Annotated in this window: 20 protein-coding genes and 2 tRNA genes; 18 read left to right on the top strand and 4 right to left on the bottom strand. The window is 60.5% G+C overall.

From position 1 onward, the window contains the following. The first annotated feature begins 1 nt into the window (after nucleotide 1). From CS390_RS02640 to CS390_RS02685, 10 genes are all read left to right on the top strand, one after another. The gene (locus tag CS390_RS02640; RefSeq protein ID WP_176717405.1) at nucleotides 2–1,432 is read left to right on the top strand and encodes an N-acetylmuramoyl-L-alanine amidase; all 1,431 of its coding nucleotides are present in this window, start codon (nucleotides 2–4) and stop codon (nucleotides 1,430–1,432) included. Further along, complete coding sequence (mutL, locus tag CS390_RS02645; protein WP_099773410.1) at nucleotides 1,429–3,324, top strand: DNA mismatch repair endonuclease MutL; 1,896 nt, start codon at nucleotides 1,429–1,431, stop codon at nucleotides 3,322–3,324. Before CS390_RS02640 ends, mutL begins: the two co-directional genes overlap by 4 nt. 1 nt (nucleotide 3,325) lies before the next feature. Beyond that, the gene (gene miaA, locus CS390_RS02650; RefSeq protein ID WP_099773411.1) at nucleotides 3,326–4,300 is read left to right on the top strand and encodes a tRNA (adenosine(37)-N6)-dimethylallyltransferase MiaA; all 975 of its coding nucleotides are present in this window, start codon (nucleotides 3,326–3,328) and stop codon (nucleotides 4,298–4,300) included. A gap of 95 nt (nucleotides 4,301–4,395) precedes the next feature. Next, nucleotides 4,396–4,656, top strand: coding sequence for an RNA chaperone Hfq (gene hfq / locus CS390_RS02655; protein WP_065758756.1), 261 nt, complete (start codon nucleotides 4,396–4,398; stop codon nucleotides 4,654–4,656). Nucleotides 4,657–4,668: 12 nt separating this feature from the next. Beyond that, entirely contained in the window at nucleotides 4,669–5,970 is a 1,302-nt protein-coding gene (gene hflX, locus CS390_RS02660) for a ribosome rescue GTPase HflX (protein ID WP_065758757.1), read from the top strand. A gap of 96 nt (nucleotides 5,971–6,066) precedes the next feature. After that, nucleotides 6,067–7,227, top strand: a complete 1,161-nt coding sequence (hflK, locus tag CS390_RS02665) for an FtsH protease activity modulator HflK (RefSeq protein ID WP_099773412.1) — start codon at nucleotides 6,067–6,069, stop codon at nucleotides 7,225–7,227. Continuing rightward, entirely contained in the window at nucleotides 7,227–8,096 is an 870-nt protein-coding gene (gene hflC / locus CS390_RS02670) for a protease modulator HflC (protein ID WP_065758759.1), read from the top strand. Before hflK ends, hflC begins: the two co-directional genes overlap by 1 nt. 242 nt (nucleotides 8,097–8,338) lie before the next feature. Beyond that, entirely contained in the window at nucleotides 8,339–9,526 is a 1,188-nt protein-coding gene (locus CS390_RS02675) for an ATP phosphoribosyltransferase regulatory subunit (RefSeq protein ID WP_099773413.1), read from the top strand. A gap of 54 nt (nucleotides 9,527–9,580) precedes the next feature. Beyond that, on the top strand, nucleotides 9,581–10,873 hold the full coding sequence (locus CS390_RS02680; protein WP_065758761.1) for an adenylosuccinate synthase: 1,293 nt from the start codon (nucleotides 9,581–9,583) through the stop codon (nucleotides 10,871–10,873). Nucleotides 10,874–11,061: 188 nt separating this feature from the next. Further along, nucleotides 11,062–12,996 carry a methyl-accepting chemotaxis protein gene (locus CS390_RS02685; RefSeq protein ID WP_099773414.1) on the top strand — a complete coding sequence of 645 codons (1,935 nt, stop codon included), beginning with the start codon at nucleotides 11,062–11,064 and terminating at the stop codon, nucleotides 12,994–12,996. A gap of 45 nt (nucleotides 12,997–13,041) precedes the next feature. Here CS390_RS02685 and CS390_RS02690 read toward each other — a convergent pair whose 3' ends face one another. The 4 genes from CS390_RS02690 to CS390_RS02705 form a co-directional block, all read right to left on the bottom strand. After that, nucleotides 13,042–14,607, bottom strand: coding sequence for an iron ABC transporter permease (locus CS390_RS02690; RefSeq protein WP_065758763.1), 1,566 nt, complete (start codon nucleotides 14,605–14,607; stop codon nucleotides 13,042–13,044). After that, nucleotides 14,607–15,620: an extracellular solute-binding protein gene (locus CS390_RS02695; RefSeq protein WP_065758764.1), complete on the bottom strand. Its 1,014-nt coding sequence runs from the start codon at nucleotides 15,618–15,620 to the stop codon at nucleotides 14,607–14,609. Before CS390_RS02695 ends, CS390_RS02690 begins: the two co-directional genes overlap by 1 nt. A 205-nt stretch (nucleotides 15,621–15,825) precedes the next feature. Then, nucleotides 15,826–15,912 (bottom strand) — tRNA-Leu (locus tag CS390_RS02700). Nucleotides 15,913–15,993: 81 nt separating this feature from the next. Beyond that, a tRNA-Leu gene (locus tag CS390_RS02705) sits at nucleotides 15,994–16,080 on the bottom strand. A 266-nt stretch (nucleotides 16,081–16,346) separates the two neighbouring features. Between CS390_RS02705 and rnr the strand changes: the two genes are divergently transcribed. The 8 genes from rnr (at nucleotide 16,347) to CS390_RS02745 (ending at nucleotide 25,912) form a co-directional block, all read left to right on the top strand. Continuing rightward, nucleotides 16,347–18,917: a ribonuclease R gene (gene rnr, locus CS390_RS02710; RefSeq protein ID WP_099773415.1), complete on the top strand. Its 2,571-nt coding sequence runs from the start codon at nucleotides 16,347–16,349 to the stop codon at nucleotides 18,915–18,917. After that, the gene (rlmB, locus tag CS390_RS02715) at nucleotides 18,914–19,654 is read left to right on the top strand and encodes a 23S rRNA (guanosine(2251)-2'-O)-methyltransferase RlmB (RefSeq protein ID WP_065758766.1); all 741 of its coding nucleotides are present in this window, start codon (nucleotides 18,914–18,916) and stop codon (nucleotides 19,652–19,654) included. Before rnr ends, rlmB begins: the two co-directional genes overlap by 4 nt. A gap of 262 nt (nucleotides 19,655–19,916) precedes the next feature. Beyond that, complete coding sequence (gene rpsF, locus CS390_RS02720; protein ID WP_065757891.1) at nucleotides 19,917–20,342, top strand: 30S ribosomal protein S6; 426 nt, start codon at nucleotides 19,917–19,919, stop codon at nucleotides 20,340–20,342. Between the two features lie 28 nt (nucleotides 20,343–20,370). Then, nucleotides 20,371–20,601 (top strand): 30S ribosomal protein S18, encoded by a 231-nt coding sequence (gene rpsR, locus CS390_RS02725; protein WP_065757892.1) that lies wholly within the window; start codon nucleotides 20,371–20,373, stop codon nucleotides 20,599–20,601. 36 nt (nucleotides 20,602–20,637) lie between these two features. Continuing rightward, nucleotides 20,638–21,537, top strand: coding sequence for a hypothetical protein (locus tag CS390_RS02730; RefSeq protein ID WP_065757893.1), 900 nt, complete (start codon nucleotides 20,638–20,640; stop codon nucleotides 21,535–21,537). A 21-nt stretch (nucleotides 21,538–21,558) separates the two neighbouring features. Further along, nucleotides 21,559–22,005, top strand: a complete 447-nt coding sequence (gene rplI / locus CS390_RS02735; RefSeq protein ID WP_065757894.1) for a 50S ribosomal protein L9 — start codon at nucleotides 21,559–21,561, stop codon at nucleotides 22,003–22,005. A gap of 110 nt (nucleotides 22,006–22,115) precedes the next feature. Continuing rightward, entirely contained in the window at nucleotides 22,116–23,513 is a 1,398-nt protein-coding gene (gene dnaB, locus CS390_RS02740) for a replicative DNA helicase (protein WP_065757973.1), read from the top strand. Between the two features lie 101 nt (nucleotides 23,514–23,614). Continuing rightward, nucleotides 23,615–25,912: a YgiQ family radical SAM protein gene (locus CS390_RS02745; protein WP_065757895.1), complete on the top strand. Its 2,298-nt coding sequence runs from the start codon at nucleotides 23,615–23,617 to the stop codon at nucleotides 25,910–25,912. The last annotated feature ends 23 nt before the right edge of the window (nucleotides 25,913–25,935 follow it).

The following is a 25,935-nucleotide window of genomic DNA, read 5'->3' on the forward strand; positions in this document are numbered from 1 at the left end:
AATGGGGATAGGTATGCGCATTCGCGCACTGGTTGCCGTCGTAGGACTATTGCTTACGGTCGTGACCGTTGACGCTTTGGCCGTCACTCAAGTCAAAAGCGTGCGTTTGTGGCGGGCGCCGGACAACACGCGGCTGGTATTCGACCTGTCGGGGCCTGTGCAGCACAGCGTATTCACGCTGAGTGCGCCGGATCGCCTGGTGATCGACATCAACGGCGCTACCATGGCCGCGCCGCTGTCGCTTCCCACTGCCAATACCCCGATTACCAGTGTGCGCTCGGCGCAACGTACCCCGACTGACCTGCGTGTGGTGATTGACCTTAGCAAGGCAGTCAACCCCAAGAGTTTCATTCTGGCTCCGAATCAGCAGTACGGTAACCGCCTGGTGGTGGACCTGTTCGATCAGGACGCCGATACCTCGCCGTCGACGCCAGCACCGCCGCCGACCACTGCAACCGCGCCTGCCGTTCCGGTCACGCCTGCGCAGCCTGCGATCAAATTGCCGCCGGTACCGAACGGCAAGCGCGATATTGTCATCGCCATCGATGCCGGTCACGGCGGTGAAGACCCGGGCGCCTCGGGCTCGCGTGGCCAGCATGAGAAAGACATTGTCCTGGCGATCGCCAAGGAACTGCAGCGCCAGATCAATACCGAGAAGGGCTTTCGCGCCGAACTGACCCGTACCGGCGACTACTTCATCCCGCTGCGTAAACGTACCGAGATTGCCCGCAAGAAAGGCGCCGACCTGTTCATTTCGATCCACGCCGACGCGGCGCCCTCCACGGCAGCTTTCGGTGCCTCGGTGTTTGCCTTGTCCGACCGTGGTGCGACGTCGGAAACCGCGCGCTGGCTGGCGGACAGCGAGAACCGTTCCGACCTGATCGGTGGTGCCGGTAACGTCAGCCTGGACGACAAGGACCGTATGCTGGCCGGCGTACTGCTCGACCTGTCGATGACCGCCTCGCTGAGTTCCAGCCTGAACGTTGGGCAAAAGGTGCTGGGTAACATTGGCCGTATCACCCCGTTGCACAAGCGTCGGGTTGAACAGGCAGGCTTCATGGTGCTGAAGTCGCCGGATATCCCGTCGATCCTCGTGGAAACCGGGTTTATCTCTAACGCCAACGAGGCGTCCAAGCTGGCCACGCCTAGCCATCAGCAGTCGCTGGCGCGTTCTATCCACAGTGGCGTGCGGCAGTTCTTCCAGCAAAACCCGCCGCCGGGCACCTATGTGGCCTGGCTGCGTGACAGCGGCAAGATCGCCCAGGGGCCACGTGAACATGTGGTGCGTCCTGGCGAAACGCTGGCGATGATTGCCGTGCGTTATCAGGTCAGCGTGGCGACGCTGCGCAGTGCCAACAGCCTCAAGACCGATGAACTGAAGGTTGGTCAGAACCTGGACATTCCCAGTGCCACCCTGGCGGCCCAGCAATGAATACCAGCGCTCGAATCGAGCTGCTTAGCCCTAGGCTCGCCAACCAGATTGCCGCCGGTGAAGTTGTTGAGCGTCCGGCTTCGGTGATCAAGGAACTGTTGGAGAACAGTCTTGATTCCGGCGCCCGGCGTATCGATGTGGACGTGGAGCAGGGGGGGGGCAAACTGCTGCGCGTGCGTGATGACGGTAGCGGTATCTCTGCCGATGATCTGCCACTGGCGCTGGCACGCCACGCTACCAGCAAGATTCGCGACCTCGAAGACCTGGAACGGGTAATGAGCCTGGGTTTTCGCGGTGAGGCGCTGGCGTCGATCAGCTCGGTTGCACGCCTGACCCTGACCTCGCGCACCCGTGACGCCGACCAGGCCTGGCAGGTCGAAACCGAGGGGCGCGACATGGCGCCAAGGGTGCAGCCTGCGGCGCATCCGGTAGGAACGTCGGTGGAAGTCCGGGACCTGTTCTTCAATACGCCGGCCCGGCGCAAGTTCCTCAAGACTGAAAAGACCGAATTCGATCACCTTCAGGAAGTCATCAAGCGCCTTGCGCTGGCACGTTTCGATGTGGCGTTCCACTTGCGCCATAACGGCAAGACCATCCTGAGCCTGCATGAGGCCAATGACGATGTGGCTCGGGCGCGGCGCGTTGCCGCGGTTTGCGGCCCCGCGTTCCTTGAGCAGGCGTTGCCGATCGAGATCGAGCGTAACGGCTTGCACCTGTGGGGCTGGGTCGGCTTGCCGACCTTCTCCCGCAGCCAGGCAGACCAGCAGTATTTCTTCGTCAACGGTCGGGCCGTGCGCGACAAGCTGGTGGCTCATGCGGTACGCCAGGCCTACCGCGACGTGCTGTTCAACGGCCGGCATCCGACCTTTGTGCTGTTCTTCGAAGTTGACCCTACGGGTGTCGACGTCAACGTGCATCCAACCAAGCACGAAGTACGCTTCCGTGACGGCCGTATGGTGCATGACTTCCTCTACGGCACGTTGCACCGGGCGCTGGCTGATGTTCGTCCGGAAGATCAGGTGGCGGCGCCTGCGGCAGTGCCTGAAGCGATTCGGCCGAGTGGGCTGGCGGCGGGCGAGTTTGGTCCTCAGGGCGAGATGCGCCTGGCGGCCAACCTGCTCGAGCAGCCTGTGGCCGAGCCTGTGTCTCGTCCGGCCGGCAGTGGTTCGGGTGCCGGTTACGGGTATCAGTACACCCCGCGCCCTGCTTCGCCGATGCCAACGGCGGAAACCCAGAGTGTCTACCGCGAGTTCTTTGCCCCGCTGCCCGAAACTGCAGCGGTCGCCTTGCCGGAAGGCCAGGGCGACATTCCGCCGTTGGGCTATGCCCTGGCCCAGCTCAAGGGTATCTATATCCTGGCCGAAAACGCTCAGGGGCTGGTGCTGGTGGACATGCATGCGGCCCATGAGCGGATCATGTATGAGCGCCTGAAAATCGCCATGGCCAGTGAGGGGCTTAGTGGGCAGCCACTGTTGGTGCCGGAGTCGCTGGCATTGAGTCAGCGTGAGGCTGACTGTGCTGAAGAGCATGCCCAGTGGTTCCAGCGCCTGGGCTTCGAGTTGCAGCGCCTTGGCCCGGAAACCCTGGCAATCCGGCAGATTCCGGCCTTGCTCAAGCAGGCTGAAGCCAATCGCCTGGTTCAGGATGTCTTGGCCGACCTGATGGAGTACGGCACCAGTGACCGTATTCAGGCACACTTGAACGAGTTGTTGGGCACCATGGCCTGTCATGGCGCGGTGCGTGCCAATCGCCGCCTGGCGGTGGCAGAAATGAATGGCTTGCTGCGCGATATGGAAAACACCGAGCGCAGCGGTCAATGTAACCATGGTCGTCCGACCTGGACCCAATTGGGCCTGGATGACCTGGACAAACTGTTCTTGCGTGGTCGTTGATATGCCTGCTTCCAGGCCACCGGCAATTTTTCTGATGGGCCCGACTGCCGCGGGCAAGACCGATCTGGCCATCGAACTTACAAAAGTATTGCCCTGCGAACTGATCAGCGTTGACTCTGCGCTGGTCTATCGCGGTATGGATATCGGCACAGCCAAGCCGTCCAAGGATATTCTGGCGGCTCACCCGCATCGCCTGATCGACATTCTGGACCCCGCCGAGAGCTATTCGGCCGCGGACTTCCGGCGCGATGCCCTGGAAGCCATGGCTGAAATCACTGCGCGGGGCAATATCCCGCTGTTGGTGGGCGGTACCATGTTGTACTACAAGGCGCTGCTCGAAGGGTTGGCTGATATGCCGCCCGCCGATCCGCAGGTGCGGGCGGAAATCGAAGGCGAAGCCCAGCGCCTTGGATGGCAAGCCCTGCACGATCAACTGGCGGCCATCGATCCGGTATCGGCGGCGCGTATTCATCCCAATGATCCGCAGCGGCTGATGCGTGCGCTGGAGGTCTATCGGGTCAGCGGCTTGAGCATGACGGCCCATCGAGAGCGTCAATCTGCGCAAAGTAGCGTACTAGGCGCGTCGGGACAGGGGCAATTGCCCTATACTGTCGCCAGTTTGGCGATCGCACCGAAGGACCGGCAGGTTCTGCATGAGCGAATTGCACTGCGCTTTGGTCAAATGTTGGAACAGGGCTTCGTTGATGAGGTCCGATTGCTGCGTGCCAGAAGTGACTTGCATGCCGGATTGCCGTCTATACGAGCAGTCGGTTATCGCCAGGTATGGGATCATCTCGATGGCAAGTTGACTTCAGTTGAAATGCAGGAGCGCGGCATTATTGCCACTCGCCAGTTGGCGAAGCGGCAGTTTACCTGGTTGCGTAGTTGGGCTGATCTGCACTGGCTGGATAGCCTGGCTTGCGACAATCTGTCTCGCACCTTGAAATACTTGGGATCGGCCTCCATATTGAGCTGAGTCCTTGCAATTGCCGTCTATCCTTGGGGTGGGGCGGCCTGAGCCATCAGTTTTTTTGAATTTTCTTACTATTGATCCTTACAGGAGTGCGGCACATGTCAAAAGGGCATTCGCTACAAGACCCTTACTTGAATACTTTGCGAAAAGAAAAGGTCGGGGTCTCGATCTATCTGGTCAACGGCATCAAACTGCAAGGCACGATCGAATCGTTTGACCAATTCGTGATTCTGCTGAAGAACACCGTCAGCCAAATGGTTTACAAGCACGCTATCTCGACAGTGGTTCCAGTGCGTCCAATCCGTCTGCCAAGCGCAGCTGATGCCGAACACGGTGACGCTGAGCCAGGTAACGCCTGATAGGAGTCTGCTTTGTTCTTTGAGCGCCACGGTGGTGGTGAACGGGCGATCCTCGTTCACTTGGAAGGTCAGGACCCTGAGGCGCGCGAAGACCCGCAGGAGTTTCAGGAGCTGGCAGTGTCGGCAGGTGCCGATATCGTTGCGTTCGTCACGGTGACGCGACACCAGCCTTCCGCCAAATTCCTGATTGGCACTGGCAAGGTCGAGGAGTTGCGCGACCTGGTCAAAGCCGAAGAAGCGGACCTGGTGATTTTCAATCACACCCTGACGCCCAGTCAGGAACGTAACCTCGAACGCGTTTTCGAGTGTCGCGTGCTTGACCGTACCGGTTTGATTCTCGATATCTTCGCCCAGCGCGCACGTACCCACGAAGGCAAACTGCAGGTTGAGCTGGCTCAGCTAGAGCACATGAGCACGCGCCTGGTACGCGGCTGGACCCACCTCGAGCGACAGAAGGGCGGTATTGGTCTGCGAGGCCCGGGTGAAACCCAGCTGGAAACCGACCGTCGCCTGTTGCGAGTCCGTCTGCGGCAAATCAAGGCACGCCTGGAAAAGGTGCGCAGCCAGCGTGAGCAGGCGCGTCGTGGACGCAAGCGTGCAGACATCCCGTCAGTCTCGCTGGTGGGGTATACCAACGCCGGCAAGTCGACCCTCTTCAATGCCCTGACCGCCTCCGAGGTGTATGCAGCCGACCAGCTGTTCGCCACCCTCGACCCGACCTTGCGCCGCCTTGAACTCGACGATGTCGGGCCGATCGTGCTGGCCGATACCGTGGGCTTCATTCGTCATCTGCCGCACAAGCTGGTTGAAGCTTTTCGAGCTACGCTCGAAGAGTCGAGCAACTCTGATTTGCTGTTGCACGTGATCGATGCCCATGAGCCGGAGCGCATGGCACAGATAGAGCAAGTCATGGCCGTACTCAGTGAGATCGGTGCTGAAGGCTTGCCGATACTTGAGGTGTATAACAAACTCGACCTGCTTGAAGGTGTAGAGCCTCAGATTCAGCGTAACCAAGAAGGTAAACCGCAACGTGTCTGGGTGTCGGCACGTGACGGACGCGGTCTGGAGCTGGTCGGGCAGGCGATTGCCGAATTGCTGGGGGATGACCTGTTCATCGGTACCTTGCGCCTTGAGCAGCGCTATGCGCGATTGCGTGCGCAGTTCTTTGCGCTCGGTGCGGTGCAGAGCGAAGAACACGATGAAGAAGGTAACAGCCTGCTGGCGGTGCGGTTGTCGCGAATAGAGTTCAATCGACTGGTCAGTCGTGAAGGGATGAAACCGTTGGATTTCATCGAGCAACACACTTTGCAATAAATGCCAGGCCTAGCGGTCAGGCAGCCGTGACAGGCATTCTGTAGCATTGGACGGCGCGCCGTGAGCGCGTCTTTGCTTTATCAGATGGAGAGCGCTATGGCTTGGAATGAGCCGGGTGGCAACTCGAACAATCAGGACCCTTGGGGTGGCCGCCGTGGTGGCGACAAGAAAGGGCCGCCGGATCTCGACGAAGCCTTCCGCAAGCTGCAGGACAGCCTGAACGGTATGTTCGGCAGTGGCAAGAAACGTGGCGGCGACAGCGGCACCAACAAGGGCGGTGGTTTTGGCCTGCTGGGTGTCGGTCTCGCCGTGTTGGCGGCTATCTGGCTTTACAGCGCCGTCTATGTGGTTGACGAGCAGGAGCAGGCAGTCGTTCTGCGCTTCGGCAAATACTACGAAACGGTTGGCGCGGGCCTGAACATCTACTTCCCGCCGATCGATCGCAAGTACATGGAAAACGTCACCCGCGAGCGTGCCTACACCAAGCAGGGGCAAATGCTGACTGAAGACGAGAATATCGTCGAAGTGCCGTTGACCGTGCAGTACAAGATCACCAACCTGCAGGATTTCGTGCTGAACGTCGATCAGCCTGAAGTCAGCCTGCAGCACGCGACCGACAGCGCATTGCGCCACGTGGTGGGCTCCACCGCGATGGATCAGGTGCTGACCGAAGGCCGTGAACAGATGGCGGTCGAGATCAAGGAGCGCCTGCAGCGTTTCCTCGACACCTACCGTACCGGTATCACCGTCACTCAGGTGAACGTGCAGAGCGCGGCAGCCCCGCGTGAAGTGCAGGAAGCTTTCGATGACGTGATTCGCGCCCGTGAAGACGAGCAGCGTGCCCGCAACCAGGCTGAAACCTACGCCAATGGCGTGGTGCCGGAAGCCCGTGGTCAGGCGCAGCGTATCATCGAGGACGCCAACGGTTATCGCGACGAAGTGGTTTCTCGTGCCAAGGGTGAGGCGGATCGCTTTACCAAGCTGGTGGCCGAGTACCGCAAGGCGCCTGAGGTGACCCGTCAGCGTCTGTATCTGGACACCATGCAGGAAGTCTACAGCAACACCAGCAAGGTGCTGGTCTCTGGCAAAGACGGCCAGAGCAACCTGCTCTACCTGCCGCTGGACAAGATGATCGAAAACACGCGCAGTAGTGGTCCTGTGAGCAGCGTGCCGGTCTCGGTCAATGATGCAGCCAACCGTGCTGCCACTGACCTGCAACAGCAGCAACGTGAGTCGCGTTCTAGGGAGAGCCGCTGATGAGCAATAAATCGCTGATCGCCCTGATCGTTGGCGTAGTGCTGGCGATCGTGGCCTGGAACAGCTTCTACATCGTTGCCCAGACCGAACGCGCCGTGTTGCTGCAATTCGGTCGTGTGGTGAAAACTGACGTTCAGCCTGGCCTGCACGTGAAGGTGCCGTACGTTAACCAGGTGCGCAGGTTCGATGCCCGCCTGATGACCCTCGATGCTCCGACCCAGCGTTTCCTGACGCTGGAGAAGAAAGCCGTGATGGTCGATGCCTACGCCAAATGGCGGGTCAAGGACGCCGAGCGCTTCTACACCGCTACCTCGGGCCTGAAGCAGATCGCCGACGAGCGTCTGTCGCGTCGTCTGGAAAGCGGCCTGCGTGACCAGTTCGGTAAGCGTACCCTGCACGAAGTGGTGTCCGGTGAGCGTGACGCCTTGATGGCGGACATCACCGCTTCGCTGAACCGCATGGCCAGCAAGGAGCTGGGCATCGAAGTCGTCGATGTTCGGGTCAAGGCCATCGACTTGCCGAAGGAAGTGAACCGCAGCGTGTTCGAGCGCATGAGCACCGAGCGTGAGCGTGAAGCCCGTGAGCACCGTGCCAAGGGTAACGAGCTGGCTGAAGGTATCCGTGCCGATGCTGACCGTCAGCGCCGTGTGCTGCTGGCTGAAGCCTATCGCGAGTCGGAAGAGGTGCGTGGTGATGGCGATGCCCAGGCAGCGGCCATCTATGCCAAGGCCTACGGCCAGGACCAGGAGTTCTACGCGTTCTACCGTAGTCTCAAGGCCTACCGTGAGAGCTTCGCGAACAAGAGCGACGTGCTGGTACTCGACCCAAGCAGCGATTTCTTCCGCTTCATGGGCAAGACCAAGCCTTGATGATGTACCCCGCCGGGCGGCTAATACCTCTGGCGGGGTGATCCTGCGCGAAAACGGGTGTATGATGCGGCAGCCGGGAAATTCCCGGCTTTTTTGCGTCTGCATGTTTGATCGGCAGCGCAGCAAGGTTTTCGAGGGTATCGCCCCGGCTTGAAGCGCCTGTACAGGCGGCGTCAGGCGATACCTGCTTCACTCAAGGCGGGCCTGCGGACAGGCCGTCGGGACCCAAGAGGAATGGCGTAATGGCAACGGTAGACCGCTGGCTGCTGCCAGATGGCATCGAAGAAGTACTGCCACCGGAAGCGGCGCGCATCGAAATCGCGCGTCGTCAGGTGTTGGATCTGTTCCAGAGCTGGGGCTACGAGTTTGTCGTAACCCCTCATATCGAGTACCTGGAATCGCTGCTTACCGGTGCCGGCCAGGACCTGGACCTGCGTACCTTCAAGGTCGTCGACCCACAATCCGGTCGGCAGATGGGCTTCCGTGCCGACATCACGCCGCAGGTGGCGCGTATCGACGCGCACACCCTGCGTCGTGAGGGCCCAAACCGACTGTGCTATGCCGGCAGCGTGCTGCATGCGTTGCCTCGGGCGCTTTCGACCTCGCGCAGCCCGATTCAGCTGGGCGCCGAGCTGTATGGCGATGCCAGCCCGGTCAGCGACGTCGAGGTGATCAGCCTCATGCTCGCAACGCTGCAACTGGCTGACGTGGCGGACGTGCACATGGACCTCGGGCATGTCGGTATCTACCGCGGCCTGGCGCGTGCCGCCGGGTTGTCCGGTGCGGTTGAGCAGCAGTTGTTCGACGCACTGCAGCGCAAGGCCGTCGACGAAGTTGAAGCGCTCACGGCAAACCTTCCGGCAGAGCTGGGCGGCATGCTGCGCGCCCTGACCGAATTGTGCGGCGGGCGAGAAGTGCTGGAAGCGGCGCGTGTGCGCCTGGGGCGTGCACCTGCAGCGGTACTGGCTGCGCTGGATGATCTGCTGGCGATTGCCGAGCGCTTGTCCGCGCGTTATCCAGACCTGCCGCTGTATTTCGACCTGGGCGAGTTGCGTGGTTATCACTACCACACCGGCGTTGTGTTCGCCGTGTTCGTTCCGGGTGTCGGTCAGTCGATCGCCCAGGGCGGCCGCTACGATGATATCGGCGCGGATTTCGGTCGGGCGCGTCCGGCCACCGGTTTCTCTACGGATTTGAAGACCCTGGTCACACTGGGGCGAGCCGAAGTCGTGTTGCCGTCTGGCGGGATCTGGATGCCCGACAGCAGCGATGCCGCGCTTTGGCAACAGGTCTGCCAGTTGCGTAGCGAAGGTCAGCGTGTGGTTCAGGCATTGCCTGGGCAACCGTTGTCCGCCGCCCGCGAGGCAGATTGTGATCGGCAATTGATTCAGCAAAACGGGCTTTGGCAGGTTCTGCCACTGGCCATTTGAGTTTTCCCGCCGGCGATGCCCGGCGCCAAGTTTGCGCGAATGAGGACAAGTGTTATGGGTAAGAATGTCGTAGTCCTGGGCACCCAGTGGGGTGATGAGGGCAAAGGCAAGATCGTCGATCTGCTGACCGAACATGCTGCCGCCGTAGTGCGCTACCAAGGCGGTCACAACGCCGGTCACACCTTGGTGATCGACGGCGAGAAGACCGTGCTGCACCTGATTCCATCGGGCGTACTGCGCGAAGGCGTGCAGTGCCTGATCGGCAACGGCGTGGTGGTTGCACCAGACGCCCTGCTGCGTGAAATCACCAAGCTGGAAGAAAAAGGTGTACCGGTGCGTGAGCGCCTGCGCATCAGCCCATCCTGCCCGCTGATCCTGTCCTACCATGTAGCGCTGGACCAGGCCCGTGAAAAGGCCCGTGGCGAGCTGAAGATCGGCACCACCGGTCGTGGCATCGGCCCGGCCTACGAAGACAAGGTTGCCCGTCGCGGCCTGCGTATCGGTGACCTGTTCCACCGTGAGCGTTTCGCTGCCAAGCTCGGCGAGCTGCTGGACTACCACAACTTCGTGCTGGTCAATTACTACAAAGAGCCTGCGATCGACTTCCAGAAGACCCTGGACGAGTGCATGGCCTTTGCAGAAGAGCTGAAGCCGATGATGCTCGACGTCACTGCCGAGCTGCATGCTCTGCGTCGCGACGGCAAGGACATCATGTTCGAAGGTGCCCAGGGTTCGCTGCTGGACATCGACCACGGCACCTACCCGTATGTCACCAGCTCGAACACTACTGCTGGCGGTATCGCCACCGGTTCCGGTTTTGGCCCGATGTACCTGGACTACATCCTGGGTATCACCAAGGCCTACACCACTCGCGTTGGCTCCGGTCCATTCCCGACCGAACTGTTCGACGACGTTGGTGCTTTCCTGGCCAAGCGTGGCCATGAGTTCGGTGCTACCACCGGCCGTGCCCGCCGTTGTGGCTGGTTCGACGCCGTGATCCTGCGTCGCGCCATCGAGATCAACAGCATCTCCGGCCTGTGCCTGACCAAGCTGGACGTCCTCGACGGCCTGGAAACCATCCGTATCTGCGTTGGCTACAAGAACGAGAACGGTGCGGTTATCGATGCACCGACCGATGCCGACAGCTACATCGGCCTGGAGCCGGTCTACGAAGAAATGCCGGGCTGGAGCGAGTCGACCCTGGGTGCCAAGACCCTGGAAGAACTGCCGGCCAACGCCCGTGCCTACATCAAGCGTGTGGAAGAGCTGGTCGGCGCGCCGATCGACATCATCTCCACCGGCCCTGACCGCAACGAGACCATCGTGCTGCGTCATCCGTTTGCCTGATATACGTTTGCGTTAAACACAAACCCCCGCTTTTTAGCGGGGGTTTTTTTTAAGCCAAAGACTGGTGCTGATCCCACAGGAAGCGCAGTGCTCAGGCATTTTATCGGGAGTGCGGCATGGGGATTGCTAAGAGAACCGTTACAGGTGAGCCATCATTTTAATGGCGCCAGAAAGTAGAGGGTTCTTTCGTGTCAGCCGTTCTCTCACTGTTACGAAGCCGCCTGTTGCGGCCTGTCTTTGTTGCCCTTGGTATCGCTCTTTTGGTGCAAGTGCTGGTAGCGGTAGCGCTTACCCGGAGCACGGTGACCACGCTTGAAGCGGATTTGGGTAATCGTTTGGGGGTCGACAGTCAGAAATTGTCGGCTGAATTGGAGCGTGCGGAGCAGGAGGTCAGCTCCGGTCTGGACAGCCTTTCGGCCAGTACACGTCAGCGCCTGACGGGCGGGCTCTCGGCTCGCCTGGAAAGCGAGCAGGCGCAGTTACGAGCCACCCTGGAAAAGAACCTCAAGGACTCGGCCAATGATATGGCTGAGTTGCTGGCCTCTGTGGCGCCAAGAGCGATGTGGGACAACGATGTGCCTACCCTATCGGAGTTCTCGCGACGGGCCCAGCGCAATCCCAATGTGCTCTTTGTGGTCTACGACGATGCTCAGGGTCAGCACCTGACCCGTTACCTGAACCGGCAAAACCCGATCAACCAGGCCTTGCTGGAAAAGGGTGAGGGAGAGCGGGCGCTGGACAAGGTGGTCAATGCTGCGCGCAACGATCCGTCGGTGTACTTCGTCGAGGCGCCGATCAACCCTAATGGTGTCGAGATCGGCAAAGTGCTCATGGGGGTATCCACGTCGTCAGTCGAACACGAACTGCAGGCCTTGGATCAGCGCTTCGCGGCGTTGATCGCCAGCGGTGATCAATTGGTGGGTGAGAGCCTGATGGGGGCTGCGGCAGACAGCACCAAGGCCTTGCGTGCGCGTTTGGAGGCGGCGCAGGCCAGTGCTGCGGGCATGCAGGCGAATACCTCGCAGAGCGTTCAGGAAGCCGCTGCTACGTTGCGCTGGAACATTGGTCTGGGGCTGGCGTTGGTCGGTCTTGGCGTGCTTCTGGTTGTGGCGGTGGTGCTGGGCCATCGGGTCGTCAGCAAGTTGTGTTTGCTCATTGCCGCGCTTAACGACTTGGCCGCTGGCGAGGGTGATCTGACCAAACGTGTGCCGATTGATAGCCGTGACGAAATTGGTGACATGGCGACGGCGGTCAACCGCTTTGTCGACAAGTTACAGCCGATTGTTCGCGAAGCCGGTGAAGTGGCACAGCGTACGGGCATCGAAATCGGTGTCATGGCCCAGCACAATGCCGGCGCCGATGCGGCGGCCGAGTTGCAGCGTGATGAAGTGGCCGAAAGCCTGCGTGCCTTGTCGGCCATGGCTGATGAGGCGCAGAACGAAAGTCAGGTAATGCAGTCTGCCCTGCAACAGGTTGTGGACATTCGCCAGGCCACGGATGAAGGCAGCCGTACCTCGGCTCAGGTGGCCGGCCTGATCGAAGCCTTGGCCGGGCAGGTGCAGACCGGCTCGAAAGTGATCGAGCGACTGGCTGAGCAGAGCGAGCAGATTGAAGTGGTGTTGACGGTGATTCACGGTATTGCCGAGCAGACCAACCTGCTTGCGCTTAATGCGGCCATCGAGGCGGCTCGTGCGGGTGAAACAGGCCGGGGCTTTGCCGTGGTCGCGGATGAGGTGCGCGCGCTGGCCAGCAAGACTCAGAGCTCAACGGGTGATATTCAAGCGCACATCGGGGCCTTGCAGCAGGGGGCGCGGGAGGCCGTTGCGGCGATCAGCCAGGCTGGGCGTCAAGCCAGCGAGGGGTTGCTGGTGCTGCGTGACAATGCGCGGGTACAGCAGGCCGTGCAGGCCTCGGTCGAGCAGGTGCATGCGGCCATCGGTATGGCAACCCGTGCGGCTGAGGAGCAGGCCAGGGGGGCGCAGGCAGTACGTGGTCGAGTGGAAACCATTCATGAGCAAGCTGAGCGCGCTGCCAGGGTGGTTCAGCAAACGACGGCCAGCAGTAAAGTGCTGGACGATCTGGCGGCTCAGCTCAAGGCCAGCCTAGGGCAGTTCCGTGCCTGAACAACTGATCGACAGCCGCTGATCGATCAGCGGCTGTCGGCAGTGTCAGGCCCGGTTCAGGTACATGCGTGTGGTCAGCAGATACACCGGCAGGCCCGAGACAAGGATCAACAGGGCTGCATAGGGCGCTGCTGCCGCAAACTCGACGTTGGCGGTGTGTGCCCATACCTCGGTAGCCAACGTGGTCATGCCTGTCGGGCTGAGCAGCAGGGTTGCCGTGAGCTCTTTCATGGCATCCAGAAAGACCAGCGCAAAAGCTGCTGCCAGTGCCGGGAAGATGATCGGCAGGGTCACCCGGCAGAAGGCGCCAAACGACGTTGCGCCAAGGGTACGTGCTGCCTCTTCCAGTTGCGGGGAGGCCTTGTTCAGTGCTGTGCGCACCGGCGCCTGAGCCAGTGGCAGAAACAGCAGTGCATAGGCCAGCAGCAACAGCCCGGTGGTCTGGTACAGGGCGGGCACGTAGTGCAAGGCGAAGTACACCAGCGTCAGGGCAATCACCAGCCCCGGCAGGGCATGTAACAAATACGGCAGGCGCTCAGCCCAGACTGCCAGGCGTCCCTTGTAGCGCACCACCAGGAAGCTCACTGGCAGCGCCAGCAGCAGGCTTACCCCGGCACCGCCCAGCGATAGCGACAATGAGGAGACCAGTGCCCGGCTGATATCGGCGACCGGGAAGGCTGCCGAAGAGCCGACGCTGAGCCAGTATGCGAGCATGCCCAGCGGAATGCCGCTGCCCAATAACATCAGTATCAGGCAGAACAGTTGTGCGATGGGCGTCCATACACGCAGGCGCACGGGAGCCGCACGACGTGCCACGCCTTGGCCGATACGTACATGGCGTGCCTTGCCGCGCACCCTCAACTCCAGCCATAGCATCAGCAGGCACATGAACAGCAGCACGGCTGACAGCATGGCTGCATTGGCATTGCTGAACTCCAGCTCGAATTGCTGGTAAATCGCCGTGGTGAAGGTTTGTAGCCCGAGGATCGACAGGGCGCCGAACTCCACCAGCATGTGCAGGGCGATCAGCAGGCTGCCGCCGAGAATCGACGGCCAGAGCAGTGGCAGGGTGATTCTGAAGAACACTCCCCAGCGATTCTGGCCCAGGGTGCGTGCCGACTCTTCCAGGGAGGTGTCGAGGTTGCGCAGTGTTGCGGCCACCGGCAGGAACACCAAGGGGTACTTGGACAGCGCCATCACCAGAATCGCCCCGCCCAGCCCCTCGAAACGCGGGCTCAGGGATACCCAGGTAAAGCCGCTGACAAACGCGGGCACGGCAAATGGCAGGCACAGGACGACGCCCCACAGGCGCCTTCCCGGCAAGTCGCTGCGTTCCAGCAGCCAAGCCAGCGCCAGGCCGAGTATCGCGCACGCAAGCGTAACGCCGACCATCAGCAGCAGCGTGTTGCGCATCAGGCCCCATACAAAGGGTCGCCAGAGCAGGCGCAAGGCTTCGTGCAGCCCTGCCTGCCAGGCCTTGAGCCCAACATACAGCAACGGCAGCAGGCTGAGCCCGACCAGCAGCAGAACCGGCAGCATCACCCAGATCGAGGGGCGCTTTCGTCGCGGTACATAGGCGGCGGAGGCCGCCAAGGGCAGGGCGGCGCTCATCAGAGCAGGCCAACTTCGCGTTCGAGTTCCAGGGCCTCCTCGGCGTTACCCAGATCGGCCGGGGTGATTTTCGGTGGACGCAGGTCTTCGAATGGCTTCAGGCCCTGATCAGAGACCATGCCTTTGTGCAGCGGGTATTCGGCGGTGGTTTGCGTGATCACCCGTTGGCCTTCTTCACTGGCCATCCAGGCCAGCAGCGCCTGGGCTTCCTGTGGGTGCTTGCTGGCCTTGACCGCTGCCGCGCTGGAAATGGTCACCAGGCCGCCGGCATCGCCATCGGCAAGGTAGTAGAGCTTCGAATCGAGCTGGCCGCGCTCTTTTTTCAGGGCATACCAGTAGTAGTTGTTGACCAGTACCGCAGCGACTTCACCATTTTCCACGGCTTTGAGCGCGACCATGTTGTTGGTGTAAGTCTTGCCGAAGGCTTTCAGGCCGGTCAGCCATTCCTCGGCGGCTTCGCGGCCGTGGAGTTTGAGGATTGCAACGGCCTGTTCCTGGAAGGCGCCGCTGGTAGGGACGAAACCGATCTTGCCGTCCCATTCCGGGTTGGCGAAATCCATGACCGAAGGCGGCAGCGACTTTTCGTCGATCACTTTGGGGTTGAAGGCGACGACGCGCGTACGTGCGGTTACACCCATCCAGGTGCCATTGTTGGCAACGTATTCCTTGGGCAGAACCTGCAAGGTTGCATCGTCGATCTTGGCCAGCAGGCCGAGTTCACCCAGGTTGTTCAGGGGGGGCGACTCTTCGGTGTAGATGACGTCGGCGGGTGAGCGATCGCCTTCTTCGATGATCTGGCTGGCCAGCTGGTTGCTGCTGCCCTTGCGGATATTGATGTGAATGCCGGTCTTGGCCTCGTAGGCTTTGGCGATGGCTTCACCGATTTCCTTGTGTTGGCCGTTGTACAGGGTCAGCGACACGGGGTCGGCGGCCATGGCCGGAGGGGTACCCAGTGCCAGTGTGAACAGGGAAGCGGCCAGGCCGCGCAAAATCGGTTTGATGCGAATCGTCATGCGGGTACTTCCTCGCTTACGGGTACAAATCTGGAAACAATAATAAACGATATTGTTTCTCAAGTACGCCTGTGAGGAAAAATTCATGAGCAGGCTATCGTTGCCATTCGCCTTTACTGAGAGGGAGGGTTTTAGCTGAAGGCGGGGGATAAGTGCTTTTCGCGAGGCATAAAAAAACCCGCTTTCGCGGGTTTCTTTAGAAATATGGTGCCCAGAAGAAGACTCGAACTTCCACGACCGTAAGGTCACCAGCACCTGAAGCTGGCGTGTCTACCAATTTCACCATCTGGGCAAAAGTAAAGCGTTGAAGCATGAAACGGTGTAGCGTGTTGCATAAATTCCAGATGCGTTACGCTAATCTGAAATTTGAAATTGGTGCCCAGAAGAAGACTCGAACTTCCACGACCGTAAGGTCACCAGCACCTGAAGCTGGCGTGTCTACCAATTTCACCATCTGGGCATTTCGTTAAGGTCACATGATGCTTCACATCACGTTGCTTCTCAACTATAACGACGGTGTCCGTCGCTGTGGTGCGCATAATACGGATGCTCAAAACGGCTGTAAAGCCCTGTTTGGAAAAAATCTTAAAAAATTCAAGTTGTTGTCCAATGACAGCACTTATAGCCCCTCACAGGGCTCTGGCGGGGCTGTCCAAGGCCGAAATTTCCGGTTTCAATACGCCTATGCCAAACTAACCCTTATATAGACAAGGTGAACCCCTCCTAATGGCCGATTGGCAGACCCTCGATCCCGAGGCCGCTCGTGAAGCGGAAAAATACGAAAACCCCATCCCCAGCCGTGAGCTGATCCTGCAGCACCTCGCTGAACGAGGTTCGCCAGCTGCCCGTGAGCAGTTGGTGGAGGAGTTTGGCCTGACGACCGAGGACCAGATCGAAGCCCTGCGCCGCCGGTTGCGTGCCATGGAGCGTGATGGTCAGTTGATCTATACCCGGCGCGGCACTTATGCCCCGGTGGACAAGCTGGACCTTATCCTCGGCCGCATCTCCGGCCATCGCGACGGTTTCGGCTTCCTGATCCCGGATGACGGCACTGAAGACCTGTTCCTCAGCCCGGCGCAGATGCGTCTGGTGTTTGACGGTGACCGAGCCCTGGCTCGCGTTTCCGGCGTTGACCGCCGTGGTCGCCGCGAGGGTGTGCTGGTCGAAGTCATCTCCCGTGCCCATGAAAGCATCGTTGGCCGTTACTTCGAGGAAGGCGGCATTGGCTTCGTAACGCCGGATAACCCGAAAATCCAGCAGGAAGTGCTGGTGACCCCGGGGCGCAGTGGCAACGCCAAGATCGGCCAGTTCGTCGAGGTGAAAATCACCCACTGGCCGACACCCCGCTTCCAGCCTCAAGGCGACATCGTCGAAGTCATCGGCAACTACATGGCGCCGGGCATGGAGATCGACGTCGCGCTGCGTAGCTACGACATCCCGCATGTCTGGCCGGAAGCCGTCATCAAGGAAGCCCGCAAGCTCAAGCCGGACGTCGAAGAGAAGGACAAGGAAAAGCGCATTGACCTGCGCCACCTGCCGTTCGTCACCATCGACGGTGAAGACGCCCGCGACTTCGACGATGCGGTCTACTGCGAGAGCCTGGGCAAGCTGCGCCTGTTCTCCGGAGGCTGGCGCCTCTATGTCGCTATCGCCGACGTGTCCAGCTATGTTCGCCTCGGTTCGGCACTGGACGCCGAGGCGCAGGTGCGCGGCAACTCGGTGTACTTCCCCGAGCGCGTCGTGCCAATGCTGCCCGAAGAGCTGTCCAACGGGCTGTGCTCGCTGAACCCGCATGTCGACCGCTTGGCGATGGTCTGTGAAATGACCATCAACAAGTCTGGCCAGATGGTCGACTACCAGTTCTATGAAGCGGTGATCCACTCCCATGCGCGTCTGACCTACAACAAGGTCAGCAGCATGCTTGAGCATTCGCGTACGCGTGAGGGCAAAGCCCTGCGTGACGAGTACAGCAGCGTGGTGCCGCACCTCAAGCAGCTCTATGCGCTGTACAAGGTGCTGTTGACCGCTCGTCACAGCCGTGGCGCGATTGATTTCGAGACTCAGGAAACCCGGATCATCTTCGGTTCCGAGCGCAAGATCGCGGAAATTCGACCGACTGTGCGTAACGATGCTCACAAGCTGATCGAAGAGTGCATGCTGGCGGCCAACGTTGCCACTGCCGAGTTCCTCAAGAAGCATGAAATTCCGGCCTTGTACCGGGTCCATGACGGTCCGCCACCGGAGCGCCTGGAAAAGCTGCGTGCCTTCCTCGGTGAGCTGGGGCTGTCGCTGCACAAGGGCAAGGATGGTCCGTCGCCGAAGGATTACCAGGCGCTGTTGGCACAAATCGCCGACCGTCCGGACTTCCACCTGATCCAGACCGTCATGCTGCGCTCGCTGAGCCAGGCGGTGTACAGCGCCGATAACCATGGTCACTTCGGCCTGAATTACGAGGCGTATACCCACTTCACCTCGCCGATTCGCCGTTATCCCGACCTGCTGACCCATCGGGCCATCCGCAGCGTGATCCGTTCGCGTCAGGACACCCCGCACGTCAAGCGCGCCGGGGCCATGAGCATTCCGAAGGCACGGATCTACCCGTACGACGAGAACACCCTGGAGCAGCTGGGTGAACAGTGCTCGATGAGCGAGCGGCGCGCCGACGAGGCGACCCGCGACGTGGTCAACTGGCTCAAGTGCGAGTACATGAAGGACCGCGTGGGCGAGAGCTTCCCGGGCGTGATCACGGCCGTGACCGGTTTCGGCCTGTTCATCGAACTGACCGACATCTACGTGGAAGGCTTGGTGCATGTCAGTGCCTTGCCGGGCGATTACTACCACTTCGATCCGGTTCACCATCGGTTGTCTGGTGAGCGTACCGGTCGCACGTTCCGCCTGGGCGATACCGTTGAAGTGCGGGTCATGCGTGTCGATCTCGACGAGCGCAAGATCGACTTCGAGATGGCCGAGAAAACCCTCAGCGCGCCGATCGGTCGCAAGCAACGCTCGGGCTCCGAGCCTGCTGCCGAGAAGGCCGCGGCGCCAGCGCCAAGCGCCGAACCGTCGCGTCGCAGCAAGAAAAGCGAGACTGCCGAGGCTTACTTCCCGTCCCATGCGGCGGCGAAGAATGCCGAGGTGCGCAAGAGCCGCGAAATGAAAAAGGCCTTGATGGCCGACGCCAAGGGCAGTCACGCCGCTGGCAAGTCGTCGTCCGGCAAGCCTGCGGCCAAGCCAAGCAAACACCGCAAGGGGCCGCCGAAGTCTGGCGCTGCTCCGCGTAAGAAGGGCAAGTCATGAGTCAGTTGGAAAAAATCTACGGCGTGCATGCCGTAGAGGCCCTGTTGCGCCACCATCCCAAGCGGGTCAAGCAGATCTGGTTGTCTGAAGGGCGCAGCGAACCACGCATCCAGGCGTTGCTGGAGTTGGCCGGGCAGAACCGCGTAGCGGTCGGTCAGGCGGAGCGGCGTGAACTGGATGCCTGGGTCGAGGGCGTTCACCAGGGCGTGGTGGCCGAGGTCAGCCCGAGCCAGGTCTGGGGCGAGAACATGCTCGAGGAACTGCTTGAGCGTACCGAGGGCTCGCCGTTGATCCTGGTGCTCGATGGCGTAACCGACCCGCACAACCTGGGTGCCTGCCTGCGTACCGCCGATGCGGCCGGTGCAACCGCGGTGATCGTGCCCAAGGACAAGTCGGCGACCCTGACGCCTGTCGTGCGCAAGGTGGCCTGCGGTGCCGCCGAGGTTATCCCGCTGATCGCGGTGACCAACCTGGCGCGGACACTGGAAAAACTCCAGCAGCGTGGCTTGTGGGTCGTCGGCACGGCCGGCGAGGCCGAGCAGGAGTTGTATCAGCAGGACATGACCGGCCCGATCGTGCTGGTCATGGGTGCCGAAGGCAAAGGCATGCGTCGCCTGACCCGCGAGCACTGTGACTTCCTGGTGAAATTGCCCATGGCCGGCAGTGTCAGCAGCCTGAACGTCTCGGTGGCTACAGGCGTCTGCCTGTTTGAAGCGGTGCGCCAGCGCCGCGCATGACGGCCTGCCAAGGCCCGCGTCTACAGCGATGCTGCAGGCGCGGGCCTTGTCGCTAAGGGCTGTAGAGCGTCGCGCTTCTCTTGCGCAACGTTGTTCAAATAATCACCAATTACCTTGCTTGTCTGCGGGCGCTTCTCTACAATTGCGGCCCTTGTCGTGTTGGCAGGCGCGCATGTGCCTCTTTCCAAGGCAGGACATACAAGTGTCATTCACTCCTTGTCTGACCACTCTGGTGGCAGACTACAACCCGTAAGGAGCATTCATGCGTCATTACGAAATCATCTTTCTGGTCCACCCTGACCAGAGCGAGCAAGTCGGCGGCATGGTTGAGCGTTACACCAAGCTGATCGAAGAAGACGGCGGCAAAATCCACCGTCTGGAAGACTGGGGCCGTCGTCAACTGGCCTACGCAATCAACAATGTTCACAAGGCTCACTACGTGATGCTGAACGTTGAGTGCACCGGCAAGGCCCTGGCCGAGCTGGAAGACAACTTCCGTTACAACGATGCCGTGATCCGTAACCTGGTCATCCGTCGCGACGAAGCCGTTACCGGCCAGTCCGAGATGCTCAAGGCTGAAGAGAACCGCAGTGAGCGCCGTGAGCGTCGCGACCGTCCTGAGCATGCTGACAGCGCCGAAGGCGATGACAGCGACAACAGCGACAACAGCGATAACGCTGACGAGTAATCCACGGACCTTTTGAGGAGCCAATTACATGGCACGTTTCTTCCGTCGTCGTAAATTCTGCCGCTTCACTGCTGAAGAAGTGAAAGAGATCGATTACAAAGATCTCAACACCCTGAAAGCTTATGTATCCGAAACCGGCAAGATCGTTCCAAGCCGTATCACCGGTACCAAAGCTCGTTATCAGCGTCAGCTGGCTACCGCTATCAAGCGCGCCCGCTTCCTGGCCCTGCTGCCCTACACCGACAGCCACGGCCGCTGAGACCGGGTCGTCGACAAGTAGCAAGGGATAGAACGCATGCGCGCCTTGGCTGATTTCATCATGCGCGGTCGCGTGCAGGCCACTTTAGTGGTGGTTGGTTGTGCGGCAATGCCGCTGCTGTTCTGGTTGAGTGCCGCCGCCGGGAGCCTGGTGTTCCTGCGGCGCGGTTTCAGTGACGCCTCCGGTGTCCTCGCCTGGGCTTTGTTGCCCGCGTTGGCCTGGTGGTTCTTCGGTGACCCACGCATCTTGATGGTGCTGTTGGGAACGCTTGGCCTGGCTGCGTTTTTACGCGCTGGGCAGTCCTGGAACAGGGTGCTGTTGATCAGCACTGCCTTGGGGTTGGTGTACGGTGTGGTTCTTGGGTCGGTTTTCCGCGAACCGGTCGAAGCTTTGTCACAAGCGCTTGAGAAAGCCTTGCCGCAAATGCTCGACGGGCTCTACCAGCAGTTGACGGTAGAAGAGCGAGCGCACCTGGGTAGCCTTATCGCGCCAGTTCTCTACGGCCTGATCGCCGCGTTGTTGCAAGCCGTCAGTCTGTTGGCCCTGATGTTGGGTCGCTACTGGCAGGCAGTGTTGTATAACCCGGGTGGCTTCGGTCGCGAGTTTCGCGCCGTCAGACTACCGCTGGTGCCGGCGCTGGTGCTGCTGGCGTGCATGCTGATCGGGCCCAATTTCGGGGCCGGGTTGGCGATGTTGACGCCGATTTGCAGTGTACCGCTGATGTTTGCAGGGGCTGCCCTGTTGCATGGGCTGGTGGCGCAGGGCCGGCTGGCAAGGTTCTGGCTGGTTGGGTTGTACGTGACACTGCTGCTGTTCATGCAGCTGATTTATCCGTTGCTCGTGGTGTTGGCCATTGTCGACAGCCTGATTGATTTTCGCGGCCGCGGGGCACCAAAAAATGGTGCCGACAACGGTTCCGCGAACGGTGAAGGTTAAAAGTTAAGAGGTTATTACCAAATGGAACTGATCCTGCTGGAAAAAATCGCCAACCTGGGCAACCTGGGCGATAAGGTAAATGTTAAGGCTGGTTACGGCCGTAACTACCTGCTGCCGCAAGGCAAGGCCACCGTTGCCAACGCTGCCAACCTGGCTGCGTTCGAGGAGCGTCGCGCCGAGCTGGAAAAACTGGCTGCAGACAAGAAGTCTTCTGCTGAAACCCGCGCTGCCCAACTGGCCGAGCTGGAAGTGACCATCACTGCCACCGCTGGCGACGAAGGCAAGCTGTTCGGTTCGATCGGCACCCACGACATCGCTGATGCCCTGACCGCCTCCGGCGTTGAAGTGGCTAAAGCTGAAGTTCGTCTGCCGAACGGCACCATCCGTAATGTTGGCGAATACGACGTTGCCGTGCACCTGCACAGCGATGTTGAAGCCACCGTTCGCGTGGTTGTTGTCGCAGCCTAAGCTGCACCAATCGGCTGGCACCTCGCGTGTCAGCCGGTTAACATCGGGCACGATCCTGCTAGGCAGGTCGTGCCCTTTGTCTTTTTCGTCTCCCTGATTTCCGTGTGGCCATGAACGAGATATCCGCTCCCGAACAATACGATCTGCAAACCGCTGCCCTGAAGGTGCCGCCGCATTCCATCGAGGCCGAACAGGCTGTGCTCGGTGGCCTGATGCTGGACAACAACGCCTGGGAGCGCGTGCTGGATCAAGTCTCGGATGGCGACTTCTACCGGCATGACCACCGCCTGATCTTCCGTGCGATCTACAAGCTGGCCGATCAGAACACCCCGTTCGATGTGGTAACCCTGCATGAGCAGCTGGATCGGGAAGGTCTGAGCTCCCAGGTGGGTGGGCTGGGTTACCTCGGTGAGCTGGCCAAGAACACGCCATCGGTCGCCAACATCAAGGCCTATGCGCAGATCATTCGTGAGCGGGCAACCCTGCGTCAGCTGATCAGTATCAGCAGCGAGATTGCCGACAGTGCCTTCAACCCGCAGGGTCGCAACGCGGCAGAGATTCTCGACGAAGCCGAACGGCAGATCTTCCAGATCGCCGAAGCGCGTCCGAAGACCGGTGGCCCGGTTGGGGTCAACGAACTGCTGACCAAGGCCATTGACCGTATTGATACCCTGTTCAACTCCGACAGCGATATCACCGGTATTTCCACGGGTTATACCGACCTGGACGAGAAGACCAGCGGTCTGCAGCCCGCTGACCTGATCATCGTCGCCGGCCGTCCGTCGATGGGTAAGACCACCTTCGCCATGAACCTGGTGGAGAATGCGGTGCTGCGCAGTGACAAGGCGGTACTGGTGTACTCCCTCGAGATGCCAGGCGAATCGCTGATCATGCGTATGCTCTCGTCGCTCGGGCGTATCGACCAGACCAAGATCCGTTCCGGCCAGCTCGATGACGATGACTGGCCGCGCCTGACATCGGCAGTCAACCTGCTCAATGATCGCAAGCTGTTCATCGACGATACGGCCGGTATCAGCCCGTCGGAAATGCGTGCCCGTACCCGTCGTCTGGTGCGCGAGCATGGCGAGATCGGCATGATCATGATCGACTACCTGCAGTTGATGCAGATCCCGGGCTCCAGCGGTGACAACCGTACCAACGAGATCTCCGAGATCTCCCGCTCGCTCAAGGCGCTGGCCAAAGAGTTCAACTGCCCGGTCATCGCACTGTCGCAGCTTAACCGTTCCCTTGAGCAGCGGCCGAACAAGCGCCCGGTGAACTCCGACTTGCGGGAATCCGGAGCGATCGAGCAGGATGCTGACGTGATCATGTTCGTCTACCGCGATGAGGTCTACCATCCGGAAACCGAACACAAAGGCATTGCCGAAATCATTATCGGCAAGCAGCGGAACGGCCCGATCGGCTTTGTCCGGCTGGCGTTCATCGGTAAATACACGCGCTTCGAGAACCTGGCGCCGGGTAGCTACAACTTCGACGACGACGAGTAATTTTCGCAGCGCCAATTCCGAGCTGCAGCGTCGGAATTGGTCAAAATTTGTGCTATAGTCCGCGCCCGCGATTTTCCTGTACTTCAGAACCGGTCACTGACATGCAAGCAGCCAAACCACTTTTCGACTATCCCAAGTACTGGGCCGAATGCTTCGGACCAGCACCGTTCCTGCCGATGAGCAGGGAGGAGATGGATCAGCTCGGCTGGGATTCCTGCGACATCATCATTGTGACCGGTGACGCCTACGTCGATCACCCGTCGTTCGGTATGGCCATCATCGGCCGTCTGCTGGAAGCCCAAGGGTTCCGGGTGGGGATCATTGCTCAGCCGAACTGGCAGTCGAAAGACGACTTCATGAAGCTGGGTGAGCCGAACCTGTTTTTCGGTGTCGCTGCGGGCAACATGGACTCCATGATCAACCGCTACACCGCCGACAAGAAGATCCGTTCCGACGACGCCTATACGCCGGGTGGCCTGGCTGGCAAGCGTCCGGATCGCGCCAGCCTGGTCTACAGCCAGCGCTGCAAGGAAGCCTACAAGCATGTACCGATCGTGCTGGGTGGCATCGAGGCTTCGCTGCGCCGGATCGCGCATTACGACTACTGGCAGGACAAGGTGCGTCATTCGATCCTGATCGACGCCTGTGCCGACATCCTGCTTTACGGCAATGCCGAGCGGGCCATTGTCGAAGTGGCCCAGCGCCTGTCGTACGGCGAGAAAATCGAAACCATTACCGACATTCGTGGCACGGCATTTGTTCGTCGGGACACCCCTGAAGGCTGGTACGAGGTCGACTCCACACGTATCGACCGTCCGGGCAAGATCGACAAGATCATCAACCCGTACGTGAATACCCAGGACACTCAGGCCTGCGCCATCGAGCAAGAAAAAGGCCCGGTTGAAGACCCGAATGAACCGAAGGTCGTCCAGTTGCTGGCGAGCCCGCGGATGACCCGCGACAAGACCGTGATTCGCCTGCCGTCCTTCGAGAAGGTCCGTGGCGACGCGGTGCTCTACGCTCACGCCAACCGAGTCCTGCACCTGGAGACCAACCCAGGCAACGCCCGGGCGCTGGTGCAGAGACACGGTGACGTGGACGTCTGGTTCAACCCTCCGCCCATTCCGATGACCACTGAGGAAATGGACTATGTGTTCGGCATGCCCTATGCGCGCGTGCCGCACCCGGCGTATGGCAAGGAGAAAATCCCGGCCTACGACATGATCCGTTTTTCGGTCAACATCATGCGCGGCTGCTTTGGTGGCTGCACCTTCTGTTCGATCACCGAGCACGAAGGCCGGATTATCCAGAACCGCTCCGAAGAGTCGATCATTCGCGAGATCGAAGAGATTCGCGACAAGGTGCCAGGGTTTACCGGGGTCATCTCCGACCTTGGCGGCCCTACCGCGAACATGTACCGAATCGCCTGCAAGAGCCCGGAAATCGAGTCCGCGTGCCGCAAGCCGTCGTGCGTGTTCCCCGGCATTTGCCCGAACCTGAACACCGACCACTCGTCGTTGATTCAGTTGTACCGCAGTGCGCGTGCCTTGCCGGGTGTGAAGAAGATCCTGATCGCCTCGGGCCTGCGTTATGACCTGGCGGTAGAGTCGCCGGAGTACGTCAAGGAACTGGTGACCCACCACGTTGGCGGTTACCTGAAGATTGCGCCGGAGCACACCGAAGAAGGCCCGCTGAATCAGATGATGAAGCCGGGTATCGGTACCTATGACCGCTTCAAGCGTATGTTCGAGAAATTCTCGAAAGAGGCGGGCAAGGAACAGTACCTGATCCCGTACTTCATTGCGGCGCACCCGGGCACTACCGATGAAGACATGATGAACTTGGCCCTTTGGCTCAAGGGCAATGGTTTCCGTGCCGACCAGGTACAGGCGTTCTATCCGTCGCCAATGGCGTCGGCTACCGCCATGTACCACTCGGGCAAGAACCCGCTGCGCAAGGTCACCTACAAGAGTGACCCGGTCACGATCGTCAAGAGCGAAGCGCAGCGTCGCCTGCACAAGGCATTCCTGCGCTATCACGATCCGAAGGGTTGGCCGATGCTGCGTGAGGCGCTGGAGCGTATGGGCCGTAGCGACCTGATCGGCCCGGGCAAACACCAACTGATCCCGTTGCACCAGCCTGCAACCGACAGCTACCAGAGTGCGCGACGCAAGAACTCGACGCCTGCAGGCAGCCACAAGGTCGCCAAGGATCAAAAGATCCTGACCCAGCACACTGGCCTGCCGCCGCGTGGCAGCGATGGTGGCAAGCCGTGGGACAAGCGCGAAGAGGCCAAGGCGGCAGCGTTCGCCCGTAACCAGGATGCGGCCAAGGCGCGCAAAGACGCCGCCAAGGGCAAAGGCAAGAAGAAGCCGCGTCAGCCGGTACTGCCGCGCTAACCTGGCCTTGGCCCGCGCGCCGG

It is taken from the genome of Pseudomonas sp. HLS-6, from assembly GCF_002753995.1.
GTDB lineage: Bacteria > Pseudomonadota > Gammaproteobacteria > Pseudomonadales > Pseudomonadaceae > Aquipseudomonas > Aquipseudomonas defluvii.

What these genes read in the sequence shown, in the direction of transcription:
- mutL (WP_099773410.1), top strand. Translation starts at nt 1,429, where the DNA reads ATGAATACCAGCGCTCGAATCGAGCTGCTTAGCCCTAGGCTCGCCAAC.
- CS390_RS02730 (WP_065757893.1), top strand. Translation starts at nt 20,638, where the DNA reads ATGCGCGCCTTGGCTGATTTCATCATGCGCGGTCGCGTGCAGGCCACT.
- rnr (WP_099773415.1), top strand. Translation starts at nt 16,347, where the DNA reads ATGGCCGATTGGCAGACCCTCGATCCCGAGGCCGCTCGTGAAGCGGAA.
- CS390_RS02680 (WP_065758761.1), top strand. Translation starts at nt 9,581, where the DNA reads ATGGGTAAGAATGTCGTAGTCCTGGGCACCCAGTGGGGTGATGAGGGC.
- hflK (WP_099773412.1), top strand. Translation starts at nt 6,067, where the DNA reads ATGGCTTGGAATGAGCCGGGTGGCAACTCGAACAATCAGGACCCTTGG.
- CS390_RS02675 (WP_099773413.1), top strand. Translation starts at nt 8,339, where the DNA reads ATGGCAACGGTAGACCGCTGGCTGCTGCCAGATGGCATCGAAGAAGTA.
- CS390_RS02695 (WP_065758764.1), bottom strand. Translation starts at nt 15,620, where the DNA reads ATGACGATTCGCATCAAACCGATTTTGCGCGGCCTGGCCGCTTCCCTG.
- CS390_RS02690 (WP_065758763.1), bottom strand. Translation starts at nt 14,607, where the DNA reads ATGAGCGCCGCCCTGCCCTTGGCGGCCTCCGCCGCCTATGTACCGCGA.
- miaA (WP_099773411.1), top strand. Translation starts at nt 3,326, where the DNA reads ATGCCTGCTTCCAGGCCACCGGCAATTTTTCTGATGGGCCCGACTGCC.
- CS390_RS02745 (WP_065757895.1), top strand. Translation starts at nt 23,615, where the DNA reads ATGCAAGCAGCCAAACCACTTTTCGACTATCCCAAGTACTGGGCCGAA.
- dnaB (WP_065757973.1), top strand. Translation starts at nt 22,116, where the DNA reads ATGAACGAGATATCCGCTCCCGAACAATACGATCTGCAAACCGCTGCC.
- CS390_RS02640 (WP_176717405.1), top strand. Translation starts at nt 2, where the DNA reads ATGGGGATAGGTATGCGCATTCGCGCACTGGTTGCCGTCGTAGGACTA.
- rpsF (WP_065757891.1), top strand. Translation starts at nt 19,917, where the DNA reads ATGCGTCATTACGAAATCATCTTTCTGGTCCACCCTGACCAGAGCGAG.
- rplI (WP_065757894.1), top strand. Translation starts at nt 21,559, where the DNA reads ATGGAACTGATCCTGCTGGAAAAAATCGCCAACCTGGGCAACCTGGGC.
- hfq (WP_065758756.1), top strand. Translation starts at nt 4,396, where the DNA reads ATGTCAAAAGGGCATTCGCTACAAGACCCTTACTTGAATACTTTGCGA.
- hflC (WP_065758759.1), top strand. Translation starts at nt 7,227, where the DNA reads ATGAGCAATAAATCGCTGATCGCCCTGATCGTTGGCGTAGTGCTGGCG.
- rpsR (WP_065757892.1), top strand. Translation starts at nt 20,371, where the DNA reads ATGGCACGTTTCTTCCGTCGTCGTAAATTCTGCCGCTTCACTGCTGAA.
- rlmB (WP_065758766.1), top strand. Translation starts at nt 18,914, where the DNA reads ATGAGTCAGTTGGAAAAAATCTACGGCGTGCATGCCGTAGAGGCCCTG.